20 protein-coding genes, 1 other RNA gene and 1 pseudogene are annotated in these 20,277 nt (G+C 28.5%); 4 read left to right on the forward strand and 18 right to left on the reverse strand.

What is annotated here, in order from left to right; translation table 11 throughout:
• Nucleotides 1–87 precede the first annotated feature (87 nt).
• The 7 genes from KGF39_RS01875 to KGF39_RS01905 all read right to left on the reverse strand — a co-directional run bounded on the left by KGF39_RS01875 (nt 88) and on the right by KGF39_RS01905 (nt 7,913).
• Nucleotides 88–1,251 (reverse strand): M20 family metallopeptidase, encoded by a 1,164-nt coding sequence (locus KGF39_RS01875; RefSeq protein WP_227820971.1) that lies wholly within the window; start codon nt 1,249–1,251, stop codon nt 88–90.
• A 59-nt stretch (nt 1,252–1,310) separates the two neighbouring features.
• Nucleotides 1,311–2,498, reverse strand: coding sequence for a hypothetical protein (locus KGF39_RS01880; RefSeq protein ID WP_227820972.1), 1,188 nt, complete (start codon nt 2,496–2,498; stop codon nt 1,311–1,313).
• 353 nt (nt 2,499–2,851) lie between these two features.
• Nucleotides 2,852–4,552, reverse strand: a complete 1,701-nt coding sequence (locus KGF39_RS01885) for an ABC transporter ATP-binding protein (RefSeq protein ID WP_227820973.1) — start codon at nt 4,550–4,552, stop codon at nt 2,852–2,854.
• A 241-nt stretch (nt 4,553–4,793) separates the two neighbouring features.
• On the reverse strand, nt 4,794–5,069 hold the full coding sequence (locus KGF39_RS01890) for a PTS sugar transporter subunit IIB (RefSeq protein ID WP_227820974.1): 276 nt from the start codon (nt 5,067–5,069) through the stop codon (nt 4,794–4,796).
• Nucleotides 5,070–5,187: 118 nt separating this feature from the next.
• Entirely contained in the window at nt 5,188–5,760 is a 573-nt protein-coding gene (gene mobB / locus KGF39_RS01895) for a molybdopterin-guanine dinucleotide biosynthesis protein B (RefSeq protein WP_054273132.1), read from the reverse strand.
• Complete coding sequence (locus KGF39_RS01900) at nt 5,744–6,925, reverse strand: molybdopterin molybdotransferase MoeA (protein ID WP_227820975.1); 1,182 nt, start codon at nt 6,923–6,925, stop codon at nt 5,744–5,746. The genes mobB and KGF39_RS01900 overlap by 17 nt, the downstream gene beginning before the upstream one ends.
• Before the next feature lie 253 nt (nt 6,926–7,178).
• On the reverse strand, nt 7,179–7,913 hold the full coding sequence (locus KGF39_RS01905; RefSeq protein ID WP_227820976.1) for a hypothetical protein: 735 nt from the start codon (nt 7,911–7,913) through the stop codon (nt 7,179–7,181).
• Between the two features lie 362 nt (nt 7,914–8,275).
• On the opposite strand from KGF39_RS01905, the gene KGF39_RS01910 reads away from it, so the two are divergent.
• On the forward strand, nt 8,276–9,181 hold the full coding sequence (locus KGF39_RS01910) for a selenium metabolism-associated LysR family transcriptional regulator (protein ID WP_227820977.1): 906 nt from the start codon (nt 8,276–8,278) through the stop codon (nt 9,179–9,181).
• Between the two features lie 55 nt (nt 9,182–9,236).
• Here KGF39_RS01910 and KGF39_RS01915 read toward each other — a convergent pair whose 3' ends face one another.
• From KGF39_RS01915 to KGF39_RS01930, 5 genes and pseudogenes are all read right to left on the reverse strand, one after another.
• Entirely contained in the window at nt 9,237–9,500 is a 264-nt protein-coding gene (locus KGF39_RS01915; RefSeq protein WP_413927060.1) for a PTS system mannose/fructose/sorbose family transporter subunit IID, read from the reverse strand.
• 3 nt (nt 9,501–9,503) lie between these two features.
• Nucleotides 9,504–9,587: pseudogene (locus tag KGF39_RS20150) on the reverse strand (PTS mannose transporter subunit IID); the annotation flags it as partial.
• A 219-nt stretch (nt 9,588–9,806) separates the two neighbouring features.
• Nucleotides 9,807–11,201 (reverse strand): aminopeptidase, encoded by a 1,395-nt coding sequence (locus KGF39_RS01920; protein ID WP_227820979.1) that lies wholly within the window; start codon nt 11,199–11,201, stop codon nt 9,807–9,809.
• 19 nt (nt 11,202–11,220) lie between these two features.
• Nucleotides 11,221–11,430 carry a DUF896 domain-containing protein gene (locus tag KGF39_RS01925; protein WP_054273114.1) on the reverse strand — a complete coding sequence of 70 codons (210 nt, stop codon included), beginning with the start codon at nt 11,428–11,430 and terminating at the stop codon, nt 11,221–11,223.
• 28 nt (nt 11,431–11,458) lie between these two features.
• The gene (locus KGF39_RS01930) at nt 11,459–12,904 is read right to left on the reverse strand and encodes a PLP-dependent aminotransferase family protein (protein WP_227820980.1); all 1,446 of its coding nucleotides are present in this window, start codon (nt 12,902–12,904) and stop codon (nt 11,459–11,461) included.
• A 109-nt stretch (nt 12,905–13,013) separates the two neighbouring features.
• On the opposite strand from KGF39_RS01930, the gene KGF39_RS01935 reads away from it, so the two are divergent.
• Together KGF39_RS01935 and KGF39_RS01940 are read left to right on the forward strand one after the other, a co-directional pair.
• A complete protein-coding gene (locus KGF39_RS01935; RefSeq protein ID WP_227820981.1) occupies nt 13,014–13,808 on the forward strand; it encodes a histidinol-phosphatase HisJ family protein in 795 nt (264 codons plus the stop codon).
• Between the two features lie 50 nt (nt 13,809–13,858).
• Nucleotides 13,859–15,181: a polysaccharide biosynthesis protein gene (locus KGF39_RS01940; RefSeq protein ID WP_227820982.1), complete on the forward strand. Its 1,323-nt coding sequence runs from the start codon at nt 13,859–13,861 to the stop codon at nt 15,179–15,181.
• Between the two features lie 99 nt (nt 15,182–15,280).
• Here KGF39_RS01940 and cdeC read toward each other — a convergent pair whose 3' ends face one another.
• From cdeC to KGF39_RS01955, 3 genes are all read right to left on the reverse strand, one after another.
• The gene (cdeC, locus tag KGF39_RS01945) at nt 15,281–16,480 is read right to left on the reverse strand and encodes an exosporium morphogenetic protein CdeC (protein ID WP_227820983.1); all 1,200 of its coding nucleotides are present in this window, start codon (nt 16,478–16,480) and stop codon (nt 15,281–15,283) included.
• A gap of 183 nt (nt 16,481–16,663) precedes the next feature.
• Nucleotides 16,664–16,845, reverse strand: a non-coding RNA gene (ssrS, locus tag KGF39_RS01950) — 6S RNA.
• A 114-nt stretch (nt 16,846–16,959) separates the two neighbouring features.
• The gene (locus tag KGF39_RS01955) at nt 16,960–17,856 is read right to left on the reverse strand and encodes a hypothetical protein (RefSeq protein WP_227820984.1); all 897 of its coding nucleotides are present in this window, start codon (nt 17,854–17,856) and stop codon (nt 16,960–16,962) included.
• Nucleotides 17,857–18,067: 211 nt separating this feature from the next.
• Between KGF39_RS01955 and KGF39_RS01960 the strand changes: the two genes are divergently transcribed.
• Nucleotides 18,068–18,466, forward strand: a complete 399-nt coding sequence (locus KGF39_RS01960) for a hypothetical protein (protein ID WP_227820985.1) — start codon at nt 18,068–18,070, stop codon at nt 18,464–18,466.
• A gap of 124 nt (nt 18,467–18,590) precedes the next feature.
• Here the strand turns inward: KGF39_RS01960 and ccpA are convergent, their stop codons facing one another.
• The 3 genes from ccpA to KGF39_RS01975 all read right to left on the reverse strand — a co-directional run.
• Entirely contained in the window at nt 18,591–19,613 is a 1,023-nt protein-coding gene (ccpA, locus tag KGF39_RS01965) for a LacI family transcriptional regulator CcpA (protein ID WP_413926997.1), read from the reverse strand.
• Nucleotides 19,614–19,863: 250 nt separating this feature from the next.
• Complete coding sequence (locus KGF39_RS01970) at nt 19,864–20,064, reverse strand: hypothetical protein (RefSeq protein ID WP_054273107.1); 201 nt, start codon at nt 20,062–20,064, stop codon at nt 19,864–19,866.
• A gap of 33 nt (nt 20,065–20,097) precedes the next feature.
• Nucleotides 20,098–20,277 (reverse strand): hypothetical protein (locus KGF39_RS01975; RefSeq protein ID WP_003418911.1); only part of this gene is annotated, 180 nt, incomplete at its 5' end.

Raw genomic sequence — 20,277 nt, forward strand, 5'->3', positions numbered from 1 at the left:
ATATAGTCAATATTTATAAAAAATATACACAATAAAAAAGCAGAGATATAAACTTAGTCTCTGCTTTTTATTAATAGTATATTAAAATTATTTATTCAAGAAATCCACCGCATATTGAACGTATAATGCAGTTCCAATCTCTAAGGCATCTTCATCTATATTAAAACATCCATGATGATGAGGATAACAAGCGCCTTTTGACTCATTTCTAGCTCCTACAAATGCTAGTGCACCAGGTGCTATGTTCATAAACTCAGCCAAATCTTCTGCTCCTGTTACTTTTTCAAATAGTGTTATACATTCTTCTCCAAATAATTTAATTGCTGCATCTGTGGCTATCTTTGAACATTCCTTGTCATTTATAACTGCTGGTGTCAAATACCCATACTCTAATTCTGCTTCTGCTCTATATGCTCCTGCTGTAGATTTTGCTATACGTTCTAAAATTCCAGGAATTTGCTTTCTAAGCTCTGGATTAAATAGTCTTATTGTACCTTCTAAAACAGCTTCACTCGCTATTACATTAAATCTAGTTCCAGAATTTAAAACTCCAACACTCACAACTAATGGTTCCAGAGGACTTACTTCTCTACTAACCATAGATTGTAGGTTCATAACTATTGCTGAACTTGCAAGTACTACATCAACACCTTGATGAGGAAGCGAACCATGACCACCTTTACCTTTTACAGTAATTTTAAAGAAATCTGCAGAAGCCATTCTTGGTCCTTCTTCTACTGATATAGTCCCAGACTCTACATCAGTCCAAAGGTGTATTCCAAATACACTATCTACACCTTCCATAGCCCCATCTTGAATCATAGCTCTTGCACCTTTACCAACCTCTTCTCCTGGCTGAAAAAATAATTTTACTGTTCCATTAATACTATCTTTAATGTCATTTAGCACTTTGGCTGCTCCTAGAAGCATTGATGTGTGACCATCATGACCACAAGCATGCATAAGCCCTTCATTTTTCGATTTGTATTCTATATCAGTACATTCAACAACCTGTAGTGCATCCATATCTCCTCTAAGTGCTACAGTTTTTCCTGGATTAGCTCCTTTTATAGTTGCAATTACACCTGTTCCTCCAGCTGATACATATGGTACTCCTATTTTATCAAGTTCTTCTTTAACTCTCTTTGATGTTCTAACTTCTTCCATGCTTTTTTCAGGATTTTCATGAAATTCCCTTCTAAGCCTAATTACATAATCTTTATAACTCTTTGTTATTTCTTTAATATCCATTCCAGACCTCCAAGTAGTACATATTCTTCTTATTTAAAATACTTTTTATCAGTTAAATACTATATTAGATTTACAAATATACCTGCTATTACTACAGAAGCTATTGTAACTGTAGTAAATCCTCCAACAAGCATCTTTGGAAGCATTTTATCCATTAAAAATTCTTTTTCTTCTGGTGTTTCAGCCAGAGCCTTTACTGCCTCTTCAGTTAATATATAGTTTGGTGGGAAACCGTAAAGTGATGTAAGCGAAACTGAAAAAGCCATTTCTTTACTTTCACCTAAAAGCTTTCCTGCTATAATAGAGAAAATTCCCATACCTATTACACCAAATATTATGATTCCTACAAGAGGAACTGCCATTTCAACAAGCATTGCTGGTGTAGCTTTTGCTAACCCTGCAAATATAAAAGCCATCAATGATGTCATTAACCATCCAAATGAACCAGATTTATTAAGTGGTTTTCTATCAACTATTCCAAGTTCTGATGCTATTACACCAAATATTAAACATATAACATATCTTGATACAACTTCATTTGTAAGATTTGTAAATTGTACTGCTAACCATGCTACAAGTCCTAATCTAAGTATTATCATGTATGTTGTATCATATTTTTCAGGTAAATCTGGAATTATCTTAAATCTACTTTTTTGTTCAGGTAAATCCTCAACTTTTTCTTCAGCTTTATTTACAGTTACTTTTCCACTTCTAAAATCTGATAAAAGTCTTTTCCCTTCTTTTTTAAGCATTAGAGCTGTAATAGGGTAACCTGCAAAACCTTGTGCAACGTACATTAAAATTGCAAGTACTGCCAAGCTTGCAAGACCTTTTGCTGTAGCAGCATCTGCCATCATTATAGATGCAACTAGTCCTCCAGTAAGAGGAGGTGTAGCTATTACTGCTGTATCCCATCCAAATACTACTGTCCCTAATGCTAAAGCTCCTACACATATTCCTACTATTCCTGCCAGAGCTATTACGATTGTTTTCCATTGACCTGCTAATTCTTTAATACTCATCATAGTTCCCATATGAGTTATTAATAAAAGCATTCCCAATTGAGCTAATGGTGTTCCTAAAGCAGCTAAGTCCACAATATTTTCTGGGAAAAAAGTCCAAAATCCTACTATAAATATAATTGCTGATACAAAAACTGACGGAACAAAAGCTTTAGTTTTTGCTGAAACCACATCTCCTATCGTCAGTGACACTAAAACTAGACAAAAAGCTGTTATTGCCTCCATACAAAATCCCCCCTCATAATAAATATATTTTTATAAAATGTATGTATAGTTATCCATTATTTTACTACTTTTGAAAAACATTTCAAGTCAAAATTCGATTTTTTTCATAAAATTCGATAAATTAAATTTAGTTTTCTAAATTATTCTTTTTATAGAAACGCTATCCTAATTATTGGCTATTTAGCTCTATTCTTATAAAGAGAATTAAATGTAATTTGCAAAAAATAAAACATAGAATACATTTTATTCATAAAACATCTCATTAATATAAAATGAATTTGCTTTATGAATCTTAATATATTCTATGTTTATAAATTTAACAGGTATGTTAGCTATAGTGTAAAATTTATATACTAGTTATTGTGTAATCTACTATATACTCCATTTTTATTTACTAATTCTTCATGAGTACCTCTTTCTTCAATTCCTTTATCCGTCAATACTACAATTTCGTCAGCATTTTTTATAGTAGTCAATCTATGTGCAACAACTAAATTTGTTCTATCTTTACTTAATTCTTCTAAAGACTCTTGAATTTCTCTTTCTGTTACATTGTCTAAAGCAGATGTAGCCTCATCCAATATTATTATTGGAGGATTCTTTAAAAAGATTCTTGAAATTGAAATTCTTTGTTTTTGTCCACCCGATAATTTTACTCCTCTTTCTCCTATATAAGTATCATATCCATCTGGTAAAGTCTCTACAAAATCATGTATTCTAGCTTTTTTGGCAGCAGCTATCATTTCTTCATCTGTAGCATTAGGATTTCCACAAAGAATATTATCTCTTATAGTTCCTGTAAATAAAAATACATCCTGTTGAACTATACCTATATTTCTTCTCAATGATTTTAAACTGACATCTCTTATACTCTTTCCATCAATTTTTATATCACCCTTATCAAATTCATAAAATCTTGGCAATAAATTACATAATGTAGTCTTTCCTCCTCCAGAAGGTCCAACTAATGCTATAGTCTTACCAGCTTTTATAGATAAGCTCAAATTATCTAACACTTGAGTCTTATCTTCATATGTGAAAGATATATTTTCTATCTCAATATCACCTTTTACATTTTCAAGTTCAATAGGATTTTTAGCTTCTTTTTGATGGTCTTGCTCCATTATTTCTATAAATCTTTTAAAACCTGTCATACCATTTTGATATTGCTCTGTAAAGTTTATTAATTTTTTCATAGGGTTTATAAACATTTTTACATATAGTATATAAGCAGCAAAATCACCCAAAGTAATTTTTCCAATATAAGTAAAGTAACCACCAGCTATGACAACTACCCACTCTAAGATGTCCATATATAAATTCATACCCGAATAGTATTCTGCCATTACTTTATAAGAATCTTGTCTTGCTTTTCTAAATAATTTATTGCTTCTTACAAACTTATTTAATTCTTCTTTCTCAGTACAAAAAGACTTAGTTACCTTCATACCTGCTATACTATTTTCTAAAGTAGCATTTACATCACCTATAGTAACTCTACTCTTCATAAAAGCAGTATTCATCTTATCTTTTTTAGTTATTACAAACCAAATTATAAATGGTAATATAGCAAATATTATAAGAGTAAGAGGAATATTTATATCTATAAGTATAAAGAATGAACCAACCAACATTACTATAGAAATGAATAAATCTTCAGGTCCATGATGTGCAAGTTCTGTTATATCCATCAAGTCATTTACTATTCTAGACATAGTTACTCCAGATTTGTTATTATCAAAATACGTATTTGGAAGTCTTTGTAAGTGTGTAAATACTTCATTTCTCATATCAGCTTGCATATCTACACCAATAACATGTCCCCAATACTGCATAAAATAGTTAAGCCCTGCTTTTGCTATAAATATAAGTATAAGTACTACTGCAAAAACTACTAACATTCTTAAGTTTTTATTTGGAACAACGTCATCCATTATATTTCTAGTTATCATAGGATAAACTAAATCACATAAGGAAAATAAAAAAGCTGCTATAAGATCTAAGGTAAAAATTTTCTTATATGGCTTATAATATTTGACAAATTGTTTTATCATAAGTATTAAATCCCTCCTTCATTGGTACTTCTAAAAAATACCCCTAAATTAGTATAACATAACAATAACTTTAAATCTTTTATAAACTTACAAAGTAATAACAATCTTTTTCATAAAATTGAAGATTTATATCATATAGTTGTATACTTGAAACAACATAAAAAGAGCTATATCTCTATATTTAAAATTTTATAAAGATATAACTCTATATTTAATACTAAATTTTTTTATAAATGCAAAACTACTTCAATGCATTCAATATCTTTTTATCTAATGCTGTTGTATTTATACCTGTTATATATCCTGTTGCCTTTATTGTAGGTATATCATAAGTTGTTGGTAGTATAGTAGTAGATACGATTAAATCAGCACCTTCTTGTTTTGTTGAACATTCGGCAATTTTACATTGTATAATTTCTGCTTTTATATTATTTTCTTTAACCAATTTTTCTACTCTATCATAAACTATTGTTGATGTTGCTATTCCTGCTCCACATGCTACTAATATTTTTTTCATCTCTTGTCCTCCTACAATTTTTTTAATATTTTATAATTCAAAATAAAATTGATAAATTTCTTATATCCTTATTTATGTAAATAATTATATCATTTTATATCAAAAGAACATCTTAAAATTATTCTTTTAGTATGTTTTTTATTTCAACATTGCTTATACTTAAAATATCATTTTTTATACAAAACTCTATGTACTTTGATATATTTTCATAGTCATTTAAATCAAACTGTTCAATATTCAAGTTATATTCTATATCACTAACAATACCTATCAAATCAGACTTATTAGATAAAATATCCTCATATTTATCTTTTCTAGTTACTTCCAATCTTTTGAACCTATAGTTTTTATATCCTTCTATAATAATTAAGTCCATATCTTCATATAATTGAATCATTTTATATAATGGATTCTTATCTTTTAGTTCTTCAATATATGCTACTCGTTTATCTGATATTATACAGACTTTTCTTGCACCAGATTTTCTATGTTTATAAGTATCTTTTCCTTCCTCATCCATATCAAAATCATGACATGTATGTTTAATAACTCCAACACGATACCCTTTTTTATTTAGTTCTTTTATTATGCCTTCAATCAATGTAGTTTTACCTACTCCTGAATAGGAGACAATTGACAATATATTATACATAAAATTGCGTCCTTTCATAAAACTATCTAGTAACAACATCGACCAATTGATTTTCTTTTATTGTTTCATTCTTTTTAATCTTAATCATACAATTACTTCTTAGTGTTGCAGATAACCTAGCTTTGGCATCTTTCTTATCATTTAACTCTACATATAGTTTACCTTCACTTGTATATAGTTTTCCACTTACAAACCTATCTTTATTTGAAATTTTATTAAATTCTCCTCTAAATAAGGCTTTTATATAATGATTCCTTTTCTTATATGTCAAATACTCAATCACAGGAACTACCACATTATCAAATACCACGATTGCTGCATGTGGATTACCAGAAAGACCAAACAATAGTTTTTCTCCCAATGTAGCTACATAACAAGAACCTCCTGGTTTGATATTTATTTTCCAAAACAATTCTGTTGCCCCTATTTTTCTAAATACATCTGGAATTAAATCTTTATCTCCAACAGACACGCCACCTGTAGTAATTAAAAAATCTACATTCTGTAACATATCCCTTACCTTTTTTTCTAGCTCGAATATATCATCAGAACAATTGCATATTGTATCTACTTGTATTCCAAGTTTTAATAATCTTGAATATAAGGTATATCTATTACTATCATATATCTTACCATTCTCTAAAATCTCATTTATATCTTGTAGTTCCGTACCTGTATTCAAAATTCCAACTTTTAAATCATCATAAACAGTTACTTTGGTTATTCCAAGACTTGCTAATACCCCAATACCATCATATCCTATATTCTGATTTTTATTAATAATCAATTGACCCTTTTTTATATCCTCACCCTTAAATATGTAATTATCATATTCCTTTAATTTTACATTTAAAGTTATCATATCACCTATAACCGTTACATCTTCTTTTTTTATTACACAGTTTGCACCCTTTGGTATTTTTCCACCAGTCATTATCTTCACTGCTTCATTTTTATTTAATATACTATCAAACACTTCTCCTGCATACAAAGTCCCTATAACCTTTAAATTTCTATTTTCAGAATTTGCATTATATGCATAACCATCATATGGTGACCTATCAAATGGAGGGCTATCAATTGCTGAATATATATCTTCTGCAACTACTTTATTTACTGCATCTATGAGATTTACTCTCTTGACCCTGTTTATTGGTAAAACATTTTTTTCAATAATTTTTATGGCATCTACTAATTCTATCATTTTAAATACTCCCCAATATATTTTTTATTTAAGACATTTTAAAGTAATCTGTTATAGATATAAAAGTTGAAAATAATTTTATCTTATCTTTAATTATAACTAATTGTTATCTATAAGTGCAGTTCAAATTTAATAAACATTATAAAATTATTGCTAATTACAATAAAATAAATTTTTTGAATCTAATAAAAAAACTGTTTCCAGATAGAAATTTACTTCTATCTGGAAACAGCCTTGCATGCTCTAGAATTCATTATTCTAATAAAGCTCCTTTTATTATTTTTACAATTTTATCACTTTCAATAGTTTTTATAGATTTTATTTTACTATCTACAATAGCTATTGTAAGTATTTCTTTTTTTAATATTTTATTATCTTCTTTTAATCTATAGCTCTTAACTACTTTACTACCTTCATGATTATATGCTGTCAAATCATAATTCGCATCTCCTACGATTTCATTTATTCTGGACTCTTCAACTCCAACGTACTCTCCCAGGTCAATGTGTCTAAATTTTTCTAGTGATACAGCCGATTTTTCATGGTCATTTTTTTCAATCATAATACTAGATGCAGTATCAATGGCTATCAAATTCTGCGATGAGAAAGAATTAGTTTCAACATTGACAACTTTATTTTCATTAATATCAACATATAAAGCACTTCCATCTAGTTCATTATTTCCAGTATACTTTGGATAAACTAATGTCATATAACTTGATGTATTTATATCTTGCATTGTATCTGATTCTTTTAAAACTTTAGGTTTTATATAATAAAATGTATTATAAGGTATACCCATATTTTTTATAATATACTTATAATCTTTATTCATAATTTCATTAACATCATTTTGAACTTTTGTCATAGTTTTTTGCTGTGTTGCTTTACTTGCTACTTGATTTTTATCTTTCGTAGTTTCTTTATGACATCCAACAAGTATAATACCTAAAATAGTTATACAAACTAATGACCTTTTTAACTTCATAAATCAATCCTCCTTTCTTAAATTTTATAGTATTTATCTATCTCTCAATGTATGATTATCCATCTTTTCAATAATTATATTTATTATATTATAAAATAATTATATAATATTTATTTGAATTTAATAAGATTAAGAAGCTATTTGTAATTTTTCTGTAATAAAACACATTTTAAAGTTGAATTTTGAAAATTCAATTTACGATATTTTTATTGCAAATATCCTTATAACATTATACCAAATTATTCCTAAACAATCAAAAACTCCATAAATATTTAAGGGTTTTCTATTTTAAAAATCACCTTTGACTATTAATTTATCAAATATGTTATAATAGTTTTAGATAATTTAAGGAGGATTAAATAATGGATTTTAAACAACTTGAAGTATTTGTTGCTGTTGCAAAACATCAAAGTTTTTCAAAAGCTGCAAGAGAACTTTTTTTAACTCAACCTACTGTAAGTGCACACATACAGAATTTAGAAAGAGAGTTAGAAACTGTACTTATAAATAGAAGCAACAAAGTTATTACACTCACAAAATCTGGTGAAATTCTTTATAAACATGCTATATATATATTGAATAACTGTAAACGTGCAATTTATGATATAAAAGAATATTCAGGAAAAATAGAAGGTATTATAGATATAGCATGTAGTTCTATACCTGAAACTTATATTCTGCCTGATTTTATGAAGAGTTTTTCTATGAGTTATCCAGATGTAAAATTTTCCATAAGCCATTATGATTCTCAATATGCTATATCAGAAATTTTAAATGAACGAATAAGCTTTGGATTAGTTGGTTCTAAAATCAATAATCCTCAAATAGAATACCTAGACTTATTAGACGATGAACTTGTTCTTATCACCCCTTCAGATTTTAAAATTGATAATAAAAATAATTACATCGATATAGGAGAATTGGCTTATCTAAATTTTATTATGAGAAAGGAAGGGTCGGGTACAAGAAACTTAATATTAAACACACTTAGCAAAAACAACTTTCCAGTAAATAAATTAAATGTACTAGCTCACGTAGAATCAAATGAGGCTATTAAAGAAATGGTTAGATTAGGTCTTGGAGTATCCTTTATATCGTACATTTCAGCTATTGATTATCTCAATACAGGTAAAATAAAATGCTATAAAATAAAAGATGTTGATTTTACTAGAAAATTTTTCTTTATTTACTCTAAAAAGAAAACTTTTTCCCCATTAGAAGATAAATTTCTGAACAGATTATGTGAGTATTTCGAAATCATAATATAATAATTTCAATAAATAGTTAAAAATCCCTCGTTCAAATGAACTTGGGATTTTTTATTTATACTACTCCAATAGCAGCTAATACTATACAAATAATCATAACCGAGATTAATATCGTAGTTGTCTTTACCTTTTTTCCTAATAGCCAATACATAATACCAAATATCATAGCTAGAAGCATACATGGCATTATTTGGTCTAAGTAAGTTTGAATAGGCTCTGCCCATTCTCCACTACCTACATTGACACTAAGTTTTAGCATTACGTTAGATGCAGTCATACCTACAATTACCATAAGACCTAGCATTGAAGCTGCTTCCATAGCTCCAGATATACCTACTAATAGAGTACTTATATGAGGAGTAACTGACATGAATTCAAGATGTCTTTTTAAAGCTTTAGATTTTTTTACTTTTTTATAACATTATATAATAAGTTCTTTATTACATATTATAACAAGATGAAATCGTTGTCAATTTTTTTAAAATAATTTTTAATTTGACAGTTTTTTATTTTATTCTCTCCATTGTAATAATTCGTTACTTTTACAAAAAATAAGACCATTGTATAACAGTTTAAAATTGTTTATACAATGGTCTTTATTCACTTACTATATTTATACTTTTATTTATAAATTGATATTAAAGAATGCCTTATATCCCTTATACATTTCATATATGTCTACTTTAGAGACAATCTCATGTGGTGCATGCATATTTAAAACTCCAACACCACAATCTATAACCTCTGCACCTTGATTTGCTAATATATGGGCTATAGTTCCGCCTCCTCCTTGGTCTACTTTTCCAAGTTCAGCAGTTTGCCATACTACATTTCCTTTATTAAAAATTCGCTTTACTTCTGACATAAATTCAGCATTAGCATCATTACATCCACTCTTTCCTCTTGAACCTGTATACTTGGTTAAGACTACTCCATTTCCCATATATGCAGAATTTCTCTTTTCATATGCCTCTCCAAAATTTGGGTCATATCCAGCAGAAACATCAGCTGATAGTACCTTACTATTTGCTAAAGCTCTTCTCACTTTAATATCACAATAATCTCCTTCTAAAGCAATTAGTTCAGCCACAGTATTTTCAAAAAACTTTGAGTGCATACCTGTATTCCCTTTAGAACCAATTTCTTCTTTATCTACACATAATGCAACTGAAGTAAATTCTGGTTGTTCAGTTTCTAGTATAGCTTTTACAGCAGCATATGAACATACTCTATCATCATGCCCATATCCCAACACCATTGACCTATCAAACCCTAAATCTCTTGCTTTACCAGCTGGAACTACTTCAATTTCAGCACTTAATAAATCTTCTTCAACTATACCGTATTTCTCATTTAAAATCTTTAATATATTTGCTGTTATAGGCTCTTTTTCCTCATCATCTAAAGGAATATTACCAATTAATATATTTAAAGATTCTCCACTAATTCCTTCAGATAGTTTCTTTTGCATTTGGTCTCCAGCCAAATGAATCAATAAATCAGTTACACAAAATACTGGGTCATTATCTTCTTCCCCAATAGATATATCAACTTTTGTTCCATCATTTAATATAACTAAACCATGTAAAGCAAGTGGAACAGCCGTCCACTGATATTTTTTTATTCCACCATAATAATGAGTCTTAAAAAAACCTAGATTACTCTCTTGATACAGTGGATTTGGTTTTAAATCTAATCTTGGGGAATCTATATGACTCCCTATAATCTTCATACCTTTTTCTATATAATTTTTACCTATTACAAAAAGTGCTACTGCCTTTTCTTTATTTATAACATAAATCTTATCACCACAACTTATGCTTCCTTTTTCCATAGCTTCATCTATTGAAATATAACTATTTTCTTTAGCCAATTTTATAATTTCTTTTACTGAAAGCCTTTCAGTCTTTGACTTACTTAAAAAATCCATATAATTGCAAGAATATTGCATAATTTGTTCAATAGTATTTTCTTTTCTTTCAACATCCCAGGCATTCTTAAATTCGTACTTTAAGTTCATGTTTTCCTCCTACTAAGTTCTAATTTTTATTATTTTTCATGTATTGTTCATATTCTTCTGGTGAAACTACCTTTACACTATCCAGTCTTGATCTAAAGTGGGCTCTAAAGTTTTCTAAATATTCTTTCCTTAAAATTTCTCTTTCTTTGATTTCATCAGCAGAAAGAACTCCCTCTTTATTTTTCTTTGCTAATTCATTAATCCTATCTAATTTCTTCTTGTCAAACATTTTTTCCTCCTAAAAAACTTCTATTTATTTAATAAAATAATTTATTGCTCTTTATATCTAACTTATTTTTATATTCACAAAAAAACTCATCTATATTATCACTTATTATAGATATTCCCTTTTCTAGCTCTTCCACGCTCGGACGAGCTATATTGATTCTAAAAAATCTATCATCTACTAGATTATCAAAAAAATAAGTTCCTGGAAGCATAGATACCCCTTTGTTTAACATAAAACTTGTAAATGCTTGAGAAGTATATCCTCTTGGTAATTCTAAAAAAAAGTTTATTCCTCCACAAGATTTTCTAACTTTTAATTTACCACTCAATTTGTCATTAATCAAGCTTTTTGCCAATTTGTACTTATCAGTATATATCTTCTCTATATGATTCAAATAATTTTTCCAATCAAAATTATCCATATAATAATACATTGATTTTTGAATTAGACCTGGTGTTGATATATCTGATGAATATTTAGCCCATAAAACCTTTTTTAATAATTCATTTGGCATTTCTACAATTCCTATCCTAAGACCTGGCATAAGTATTTTTGAAAAGCTCTTTATATAAACTACTCTATTTTTATCATCATAACTTCTAACCGTTCTATTGTCTTTTGATTCAAAAACAAAATCACTTATAAAATCATCTTCAATTATATAAAAATCATGTTCTTCTGCCAATTCTATTAACTTCTTTTTTTTATACGTTGAGTAAGATATTCCTGTTGGATTTTGAAAATTAGGCATAATATATATAAGTCTTGGTTTTATTTTTTCCAATTTTAACTTTAAAATACCTATATCAATCCCATCATCTAACATAGGTATAGATATTATTTTTGCTCCTCTACTTTTAAACACTTCAATCGCTCCATTGTAAGAAGGCTCTTCCATAAAGACAACATCTGAATAACTTATAAGCCCTTTACAGACTATATCTATACCTTGTTGAGCACCTGATATTATTTGAATATTTTCCTTCGTAGTTTTTATATTTCCATCACTTAGATACTCTACCATCTTATCTCTTAATTCTTCAGAACCAAGACCTTCATCATAATCAAATATTGAACTGCCATCTTTAGATAATGCCATATTTACAGAATTTTTAAATGAATCTATAGGAAACATATCATTAGATGGATTTCCATTGTCAAAATGAATTAAATCTTCTCTTTGCACAATAATCTTATTTTTTCTATTATCTATACAATTTTTATAAGAATTTGAACTCGATACAAAAGTTCCACTTCCTACAATCTTATATACATATCCTTCATTTTCTAAAAGCTCATATACTTTAACTATAGTAGTATTATTTACTTGTAGAAAATCTGATAATTTTCTTATTGGTGGCAGTTTTTCATGTTCAACTAGCTCTTTATTTATTATCAATTCCTTTATATGATTAAATATCTGTATATATTTAGTTAACTTTTTCTCACTTAAATCTATTATGTATTTTTCCACATTTATCACCGCTCATTGTATTTATATTTTATTGATGCTTTCACATATATTTGATATTATTTAGTATGTATATATAATACCAAAATTTTTATAAAAAGGGGAAATATTTATGTTTTACGACTATCACATGCACTCAAGTTTCTCTACTGACGGAAAATCTACAATGGAAGAAATGATAAAAAAATCTATCGAACTTGGTTTGAAGGAAATTTGTTTTACAGACCATGTTGACTATGATGTATATGCTGATGATTCTTTTTCAATTGTTTATGAAGATTATTTTAAGAGTCTAGAAACTCTTCAAAACAAATATAAAGATAAAATATCTATAAAAAAAGGAATTGAATTTGGAGTTCAGACTCAATTGATGGACACATATAAAAGGGAAGCACATCAATATCCATTTGATTTTATAATATGTTCTATCCATGCTATAGATACAATGGACTTATACCTTGGTAATTATTTTAAAGATAAAACGCAACATGAAGTTTATGAAAATTACTATCTTTATTTATATAATATTGTTAAGAATTATAAGGATTACTCTGTTTTAGGTCATTTAGATTTGATTAAAAGGTATGCACCTTATGATACTATTTTAGATGATAGACTATTTTCTGATATAATTGAAGAAACGCTTAAACAGGCCATTTATGATGGTAAAGGTATCGAGATAAATACATCTTGTTATAGGTATAATCTTCCAGATTTGACTCCATCTAGATATATCCTTCAGATGTATAAAGACTTGGGAGGAGAAATCATAACTACAGGTTCAGATTCACACCATGTAAATCAAGTTGCGTGTGAGTTTGATTACATATATTCATTACTAAAAAGTATGGGATTTAAATATGTATCTAAATTTAATAAGTTAAAACCAGAATTTATAAAATTATAAATTTTTACACCTCCTTGTGAATATATTTAAAAGATAGGGAGGTGATTTTTTTGAAAGTACCTTATTTAGTACTATCAACAGTTATTTTATTTATATCCAACTTTATTGTAAGAATATTTGGTTTTTTATATAAAATATTCTTGTCAAGAGCTTTAGGTGAAACAGGTTTAGGTATCTATCATATGATTTTTAATTTTTTGATGATTTGCTTAGCCGTTACAACAACAGGTATACCTACTGCACTTAGTTGTTTAGTTGCAAAGAGAAAAGCTTTAAACGATAAACACAATACCAATGCTTTATTTATATCAACTTTATATATAGCATTTTTTGTAGCACTGGCAATATCTATAGTTGCATCTTTTAATAGCTCTTTTTTATCACTTAAGTTTTTAAAAGACCCTAAATTAAACCTATTTATACTAGCAGTTTGTCCTGCTATAGTTATAATAACTCTTTCAAATGTACTAAGAGGATATTACTATGGTGTAAAGAATGTAAAAATCCCTGCTATTGGACAAATTATTGAACAAATTGGTAAAATTTTATTTGTTGTTTTACTTGTTATGTACATAAATAATAAATCTATGAATTGTTATATTGCCCTATTAGGTATATCGATTGGTGAATTGAGTAATATCATATTCATGCTTATTTGTTTATGGCGAGATTCATCATTTGACAATAAGTATATCATAAGCATAAAAGATTTTTATAATTCTTCTATGGAAACATTAAAAATGTCCATTCCCATAACTTGTAATAGAATGTCAAACATACTTTTACAATCTATAAGTTCTATGATGATACCATCAAGATTAGCATTATCAGGAATGACTTATCAGCAATCCTTAAGTATGTATGGTATCATCAGTGGAATGGTCATGCCTTTTATATTTTTACCTTTTACTGTTGGTTCAGCGCTTATTGTAAACTTAATCCCCACTATATCACAAGAAATAGCTCTAAGAAAGCGTAAGAGTGTCATAAAGAAAATCAAATACTCTATACTCCTAACTTTATTTGTAGGTATACTATCATCAATATTTTTTTATTTCTTTGGAAAAGATTTGTGTATACTAGTATTTAAAAATACACTTGCTGGAGAATATTTAAAAGCTATGTTTTTAGTTCCACTATTTATGTCTCTAAATCAAACGCTATCTGGCATTTTACATTCAATAAGAAAAGAGTTAGCTTCAAGTATAAATACTATTATTGGTATGCTAATTCAACTAGTAGCTCTATATGTATTTCTTCCTATTCCAGGACTTAATATTTATGCATACATATACACAATGACAATAGTATCAATATTTACTTGTCTATTGCACACTATAGTACTTTTTAAATCACTAAAATCTATACGTTAGGTATAAAAACGTGAAGGCTACCAATGTAGATTATCTACTTTGGTAGCCTTCCTTAGATGATTTTTATTTATAATTTAAACTGTCTATATATCTACCTATCTATCTGTGGCAACTAGGCTTTCCACTTCCATGATTAGGTCCACATTGCGAAAAATCACATACTTTAGAGAAAGTATCAACAAGTCTTGGTTGGATTGCATTTGGTGATGCTAAAACTACTATTTGTTCACTTATTAATGTGCTAACTGTTTCTTGTAAGCAAAGTACTAAATCTATATCATTTGGTATTATTAATTCATAGAAAGGTTCACAACATTCGTTACATTCTAGTTTTAATATAGATTTTCCTATACAATCTACAGTTAAGTTAGTTTGGTATTCTTGTCTTAAAGTAACAGCTCTTCCGTCAGCTGGCAAGCATATTGGTGCTGAAAGTGTGTTAAAAGTAAATTCTACATAATCAACTCTCTTCTTACATCCACCTCCTGCTCTGACTGCTGGGAAGGCTAATGCAACGAATTCTGTACATCCACATCTACCTCTTAGTTCTAATACTAAATTACGAACTGCTACAGTTAATCCTCTTTGTTTATAAGCTACTGATTTGCCTTTTCCTTGTCTACAACATTCAGCATTTCTTTCTCCACATACTGCATATTCAAAAGTTGTTTCACAATTTCTTCCTACTATATCTCCTAATGGGTCTAAATCGAAATCTTCTAAAGTTGTCATTCCTGTATCTATAACTATTCCATCATTGCTTAAGCATATTTTGTCTATAGTTACACTTACTCGACCTGCACTTGGAATTGAACCAAATACTTCTACTACTTCTGTTTCAAAAGTTAATGGCTCTCCATTTGGTCCAGTAGCATCTGTAAATGTTTGGAATTGCATAGTGTCAAATATTCTATTAGCCTCTATTGCAAATGGCACTGCATTTGATACGGAGAAGTTTCTTGGAGATATAGGATTACAGCAGTCTGGTCCACATTTGTTTTCAAAACATTCATCTGAATCCATTTGACATGGTTCACAATCACATTTACAATCGTCATGACATCCACAATTGTCATCACATGGATTAGGTTTACATGGATTACATGGATTAGGTTTACATGGATTGCAATCATCATGACAATCACAATGATTATCAGTATTACATCCATTATGATGGTGTGACTTTTTAAACCCTCTCATGTCCTCTGAATTTATTTCATCTGTATACACTTCTTCTTCACTCATTGTAGACATTGGCTGATTTATCATTCTTCTTTTATTTTTTTTATAATCTTGCATTTTTCATTGCCCTCCCTGTAAGCGATTCTTATTAAGTCTTTGGCTTTTTGAAGCCTAATTAATACTATGCTCTTTAAATCTTAATTGTTACTTTGCTTTTTAAATTTATCAATAATTAGGCATATTTAGTAGAAAAATGCATTTTAATAAAAAAAGTGCTACTATTTAAAATAGTAGCACTTTTTTTGTCCCGAAACACCGGTGGCTAAGTAAATTCACACCCTAGGCACTCCCAGGTGGGTGACTTGCCAGTAACCTTTAACGTCCAAAACTAATCAGGCATGTTATAATTTACCAGACACGGTCTCCCGTATTTCATTTGTAGGTTGAATTTAAAAAAGCCTTATCGTATGTTTCAGGATTTCATATTATTATTATATAATAAATTTTGAATTTTTTAAAGTGGTTTTATATAGTAATTGAGATAATCTTATTCTATCATTACTTTTTCTTCCTTTTCTCTTTATGTATTTAGTTGATTATCGCTTTTTCTTAGTTCTATTTTTAGTATTTTTTTCATTATAATTATGTTCAGATTCTTGCTCATTAACATTGTATAGTTCCTCATCATAAACTATATCTTCATCATTTGCTGTATCTTCATAGTCTGTTTTCTTATCTTCTACTAATTCCTCTTCATTATCATCTATTTCATCTTCATCTGTTAACTCTTCACTATCATAATCTAATTCTTCATCTTCATAATTCAATTCTTCACTATTATCTTCTTCATCAGTATCATTATTACTATCATCACCTCTTAAAAGACTGCCTAGCAATTTTAGATTATTCATACTACCAAGATTGTTTATATTTGCCAAAGAACTTAGACTAAATCCACCTTCTCCAAAATCATCTGGTAAAAATAATTCTGCAAATAAGTCTATCTTCTTTTTCATTCCTATAGCTTTTTCAACTGAATTTTTTCTTTTTTCTGGAAACACGTCTATAATTTCCTTTATCATCATGTTCTTTTTATCATCACTATCCATTTTTCTGAAAAAATCTGTTTCATCTTCTATATCTACCACGTCTATATTGTTTAATTTTTTTATACCTCTAACCAAATCTAAAACACTTTCTATTTTTATTAGTATTTTTCTTTCCTCTCTTGACATGTATTTCTTAGTTCTTGTTATTATCTCCATTCCCATTTCTAAATCTTCTTCACTTAAATCCATAAGCCTTAAACCTCTTTTTATGTCATTTGCATCAAACCTTAAATTGCTATGTGCAGACTGTGACAGCTTATCATTTGCATTTTTTTTGCTTTTTCTAACTCTATTATTTCCTTTTGATTTATTTTTATCATCAAATATAGAGATATTACCATTACTCAATGCAATCACTCCAATCAAAAATAGTAAGTTATTCAAGACAATTCCCCCTTATATTATATAATTGCCCTATATTAAAGTATGTTTTTCATATTTTAATGTTCCATTTTTAAAGCTCAGTGCATATATATTATCTATAAGAATTTTTATTTATATTATATATCACTTATAATTCACCACTTCAATATTATTTCTATATATAAATAGTATGAATATAATTCAATATATATTTATAGAAAGGGGTTTTTTTATGAAAAAATTAGATACAGAGTCATTAGAAAAAATGGCTAAACAAAAAAATATTGACAAGGATAAGATAGAAAAGATGGCTGATAGTTACAAAGGAAAATCAGAAAATGAACTTATGGAGGAACTTATAAAAATAGGCAAGAACTTAGATGGAAGAGATGAAGTAGTATCAAAATTCAAAGCATTTTTAGATGAAAATCAACGCAAAAAATTGGATACTATAATGGAAAAAATCTCAGACGCAGAAACTCAAAGAGATGCTAAAGCAGCTAAAACTAAGAAGGCTAAACCTACTAAAGGTAAATCAAATTCACCTGCACCAAAAAATACACCAAGTGGTCAACAAAAGAAATCTAAAGGTTTATTTAAGAAAACTAAAAAGTCAAATCCTCATGAATAGGTAAAAAATAAACCGTTTAGATAATCAAACAATTATTTTTTAAATAGGCTATTCTTAAGTTTGATATTAATGACATAAAAAATCAGGTAGTGCTTAAAGCACTACCTGATAAATTTTAATAGTTTTATTTTTCTCTTTCGATAACACTTTCTCTATCAATAATTCTATAAGGTAATTCTATTTTCTTATTTTCAATTAATTCTTTATTTATCAATTTTATAACCATTCTTATTGCCACTGCTCCCATATCATATAAAGGTTGATATACTGTAGTAAGTTTAGGTCTATACATTTTAGCTATCTTAACATCATTAAATCCTGCAACTGATATATCCTCTGGAACCTTATATCCAGCATCACATATAGCATTTATAGCTCCTATAGCAGCCTCATCCCCTGTTACAAAAGCTGCATGAGGTACTATTCCGTCATCTAATAATTCTTTCATGCTATTGTATCCACTTTCATAATCAGTTCCACCATACTTAATTAAACTCTTGTCCAATTCTATATTATTATTTGAAAGTGCTTTTTCATAACCAGAAAGTCTTTCCATTTCTAAAACAGTATCATCTTTACTTGTCATTATAAAAGCTATCTTTTCATGACCTTTCTTTATAAGGTGTTCTGTCATATCAAAAGTAGCCTCTTTATTACTGGTACTTACTGTATATATATCATAATCTCTAGCAGTTTTACTTATATATGTTGCTGGTATACCACAATTTTGTATATAGTTGATGTGCTCTTGTTCGACTATCCATGAAATCATAACTATACCTTCCACTTGTTTTGCCCTCAATAGATTTATACTCTTAAGTTCTTGCTCTTTATCAGAGTATGTATTAGCTAAAAGAATGTCATAGTCATACATTTTAGCAACTTCTTCTATTCCATTTAATACCTCATTAACAAAAGAATCTGAAACTTCTGGAACTATTACCCCGATTAATTGACTCTTCTTAGTTACTAGGCTTCTAGCAAGCGGATTTGGTATATATCCAGTCTCTTTTATAACCTCTAAAACTTTTTGTTTGACTTCATCAGTTACAGGTTTTGAATCATTTATAACTCTAGATACAGTAGATATTGACACGCCTGCTTGTTTAGCAACATCTTTTATCGTTATATTACCTTTCATCTTCATCCTCCTTATTTTACTAAAAATTTATCTAAAACTGAACCAAATTTTTGAAGGTTCCTATTTTAACTACATTTATATAAGTTTTTATTTTACCATAAAAGCAAGTACATTTAAATACATTATATTTTATATTATACCCTATATTCAACAAATTTAATAATATTCATTCTTAATTTAAATTATATTAAAAAATAAAATAAAAAAAAATGTTGGTATTTTATACCAACATTTTTCCATTTTAATGATTTCAGTATTAGCAGCCGCAGCCTCCGTCACCATCAAAGAATCCACCACATGAACAAGTTATTAATAATAGTATTAAGAAAGGTATCCATGACATTATATCAATATCTCTCCAACAATCTTCAAAAGCTAAGAATAGGAAGAATAGTACTATTATCCACCATCCTCCTCCACCAAAACATCCTTCTTCTCCAAAGAATCTATCTAACATAACAAAGCCCTCCTTTTTTTAATAACTACACTCTTATTCTAAACATCCACCACAGCAACAAAGTATTAATAAAACTATTAGGAATGGTATCCATGCCATTATGTCAAATTCTGCCCAGCTATCTCCAAAAGCTAAGAATAGGAAGAATAGTACTATTATCCACCATCCTCCTCCACCAAAACATCCTTCTTCTCCAAAGAATCTATCTAACAT

Source organism: Clostridioides sp. ZZV14-6345 (assembly GCF_020657775.1).
Taxonomy (GTDB): domain Bacteria; phylum Bacillota; class Clostridia; order Peptostreptococcales; family Peptostreptococcaceae; genus Clostridioides; species Clostridioides difficile_D.

What these genes read in the sequence shown, in the direction of transcription:
- KGF39_RS01875 (WP_227820971.1), bottom strand. Translation starts at nt 1,251, where the DNA reads ATGGATATTAAAGAAATAACAAAGAGTTATAAAGATTATGTAATTAGG.
- KGF39_RS01880 (WP_227820972.1), bottom strand. Translation starts at nt 2,498, where the DNA reads ATGGAGGCAATAACAGCTTTTTGTCTAGTTTTAGTGTCACTGACGATA.
- KGF39_RS01885 (WP_227820973.1), bottom strand. Translation starts at nt 4,552, where the DNA reads ATGATAAAACAATTTGTCAAATATTATAAGCCATATAAGAAAATTTTT.
- KGF39_RS01890 (WP_227820974.1), bottom strand. Translation starts at nt 5,069, where the DNA reads ATGAAAAAAATATTAGTAGCATGTGGAGCAGGAATAGCAACATCAACA.
- mobB (WP_054273132.1), bottom strand. Translation starts at nt 5,760, where the DNA reads ATGTTGTTACTAGATAGTTTTATGAAAGGACGCAATTTTATGTATAAT.
- KGF39_RS01900 (WP_227820975.1), bottom strand. Translation starts at nt 6,925, where the DNA reads ATGATAGAATTAGTAGATGCCATAAAAATTATTGAAAAAAATGTTTTA.
- KGF39_RS01905 (WP_227820976.1), bottom strand. Translation starts at nt 7,913, where the DNA reads ATGAAGTTAAAAAGGTCATTAGTTTGTATAACTATTTTAGGTATTATA.
- KGF39_RS01910 (WP_227820977.1), top strand. Translation starts at nt 8,276, where the DNA reads ATGGATTTTAAACAACTTGAAGTATTTGTTGCTGTTGCAAAACATCAA.
- KGF39_RS01915 (WP_413927060.1), bottom strand. Translation starts at nt 9,500, where the DNA reads ATGGAAGCAGCTTCAATGCTAGGTCTTATGGTAATTGTAGGTATGACT.
- KGF39_RS01920 (WP_227820979.1), bottom strand. Translation starts at nt 11,201, where the DNA reads ATGAACTTAAAGTACGAATTTAAGAATGCCTGGGATGTTGAAAGAAAA.
- KGF39_RS01925 (WP_054273114.1), bottom strand. Translation starts at nt 11,430, where the DNA reads ATGTTTGACAAGAAGAAATTAGATAGGATTAATGAATTAGCAAAGAAA.
- KGF39_RS01935 (WP_227820981.1), top strand. Translation starts at nt 13,014, where the DNA reads ATGTTTTACGACTATCACATGCACTCAAGTTTCTCTACTGACGGAAAA.
- cdeC (WP_227820983.1), bottom strand. Translation starts at nt 16,480, where the DNA reads ATGCAAGATTATAAAAAAAATAAAAGAAGAATGATAAATCAGCCAATG.
- KGF39_RS01960 (WP_227820985.1), top strand. Translation starts at nt 18,068, where the DNA reads ATGAAAAAATTAGATACAGAGTCATTAGAAAAAATGGCTAAACAAAAA.
- ccpA (WP_413926997.1), bottom strand. Translation starts at nt 19,613, where the DNA reads ATGAAGATGAAAGGTAATATAACGATAAAAGATGTTGCTAAACAAGCA.
- KGF39_RS01970 (WP_054273107.1), bottom strand. Translation starts at nt 20,064, where the DNA reads ATGTTAGATAGATTCTTTGGAGAAGAAGGATGTTTTGGTGGAGGAGGA.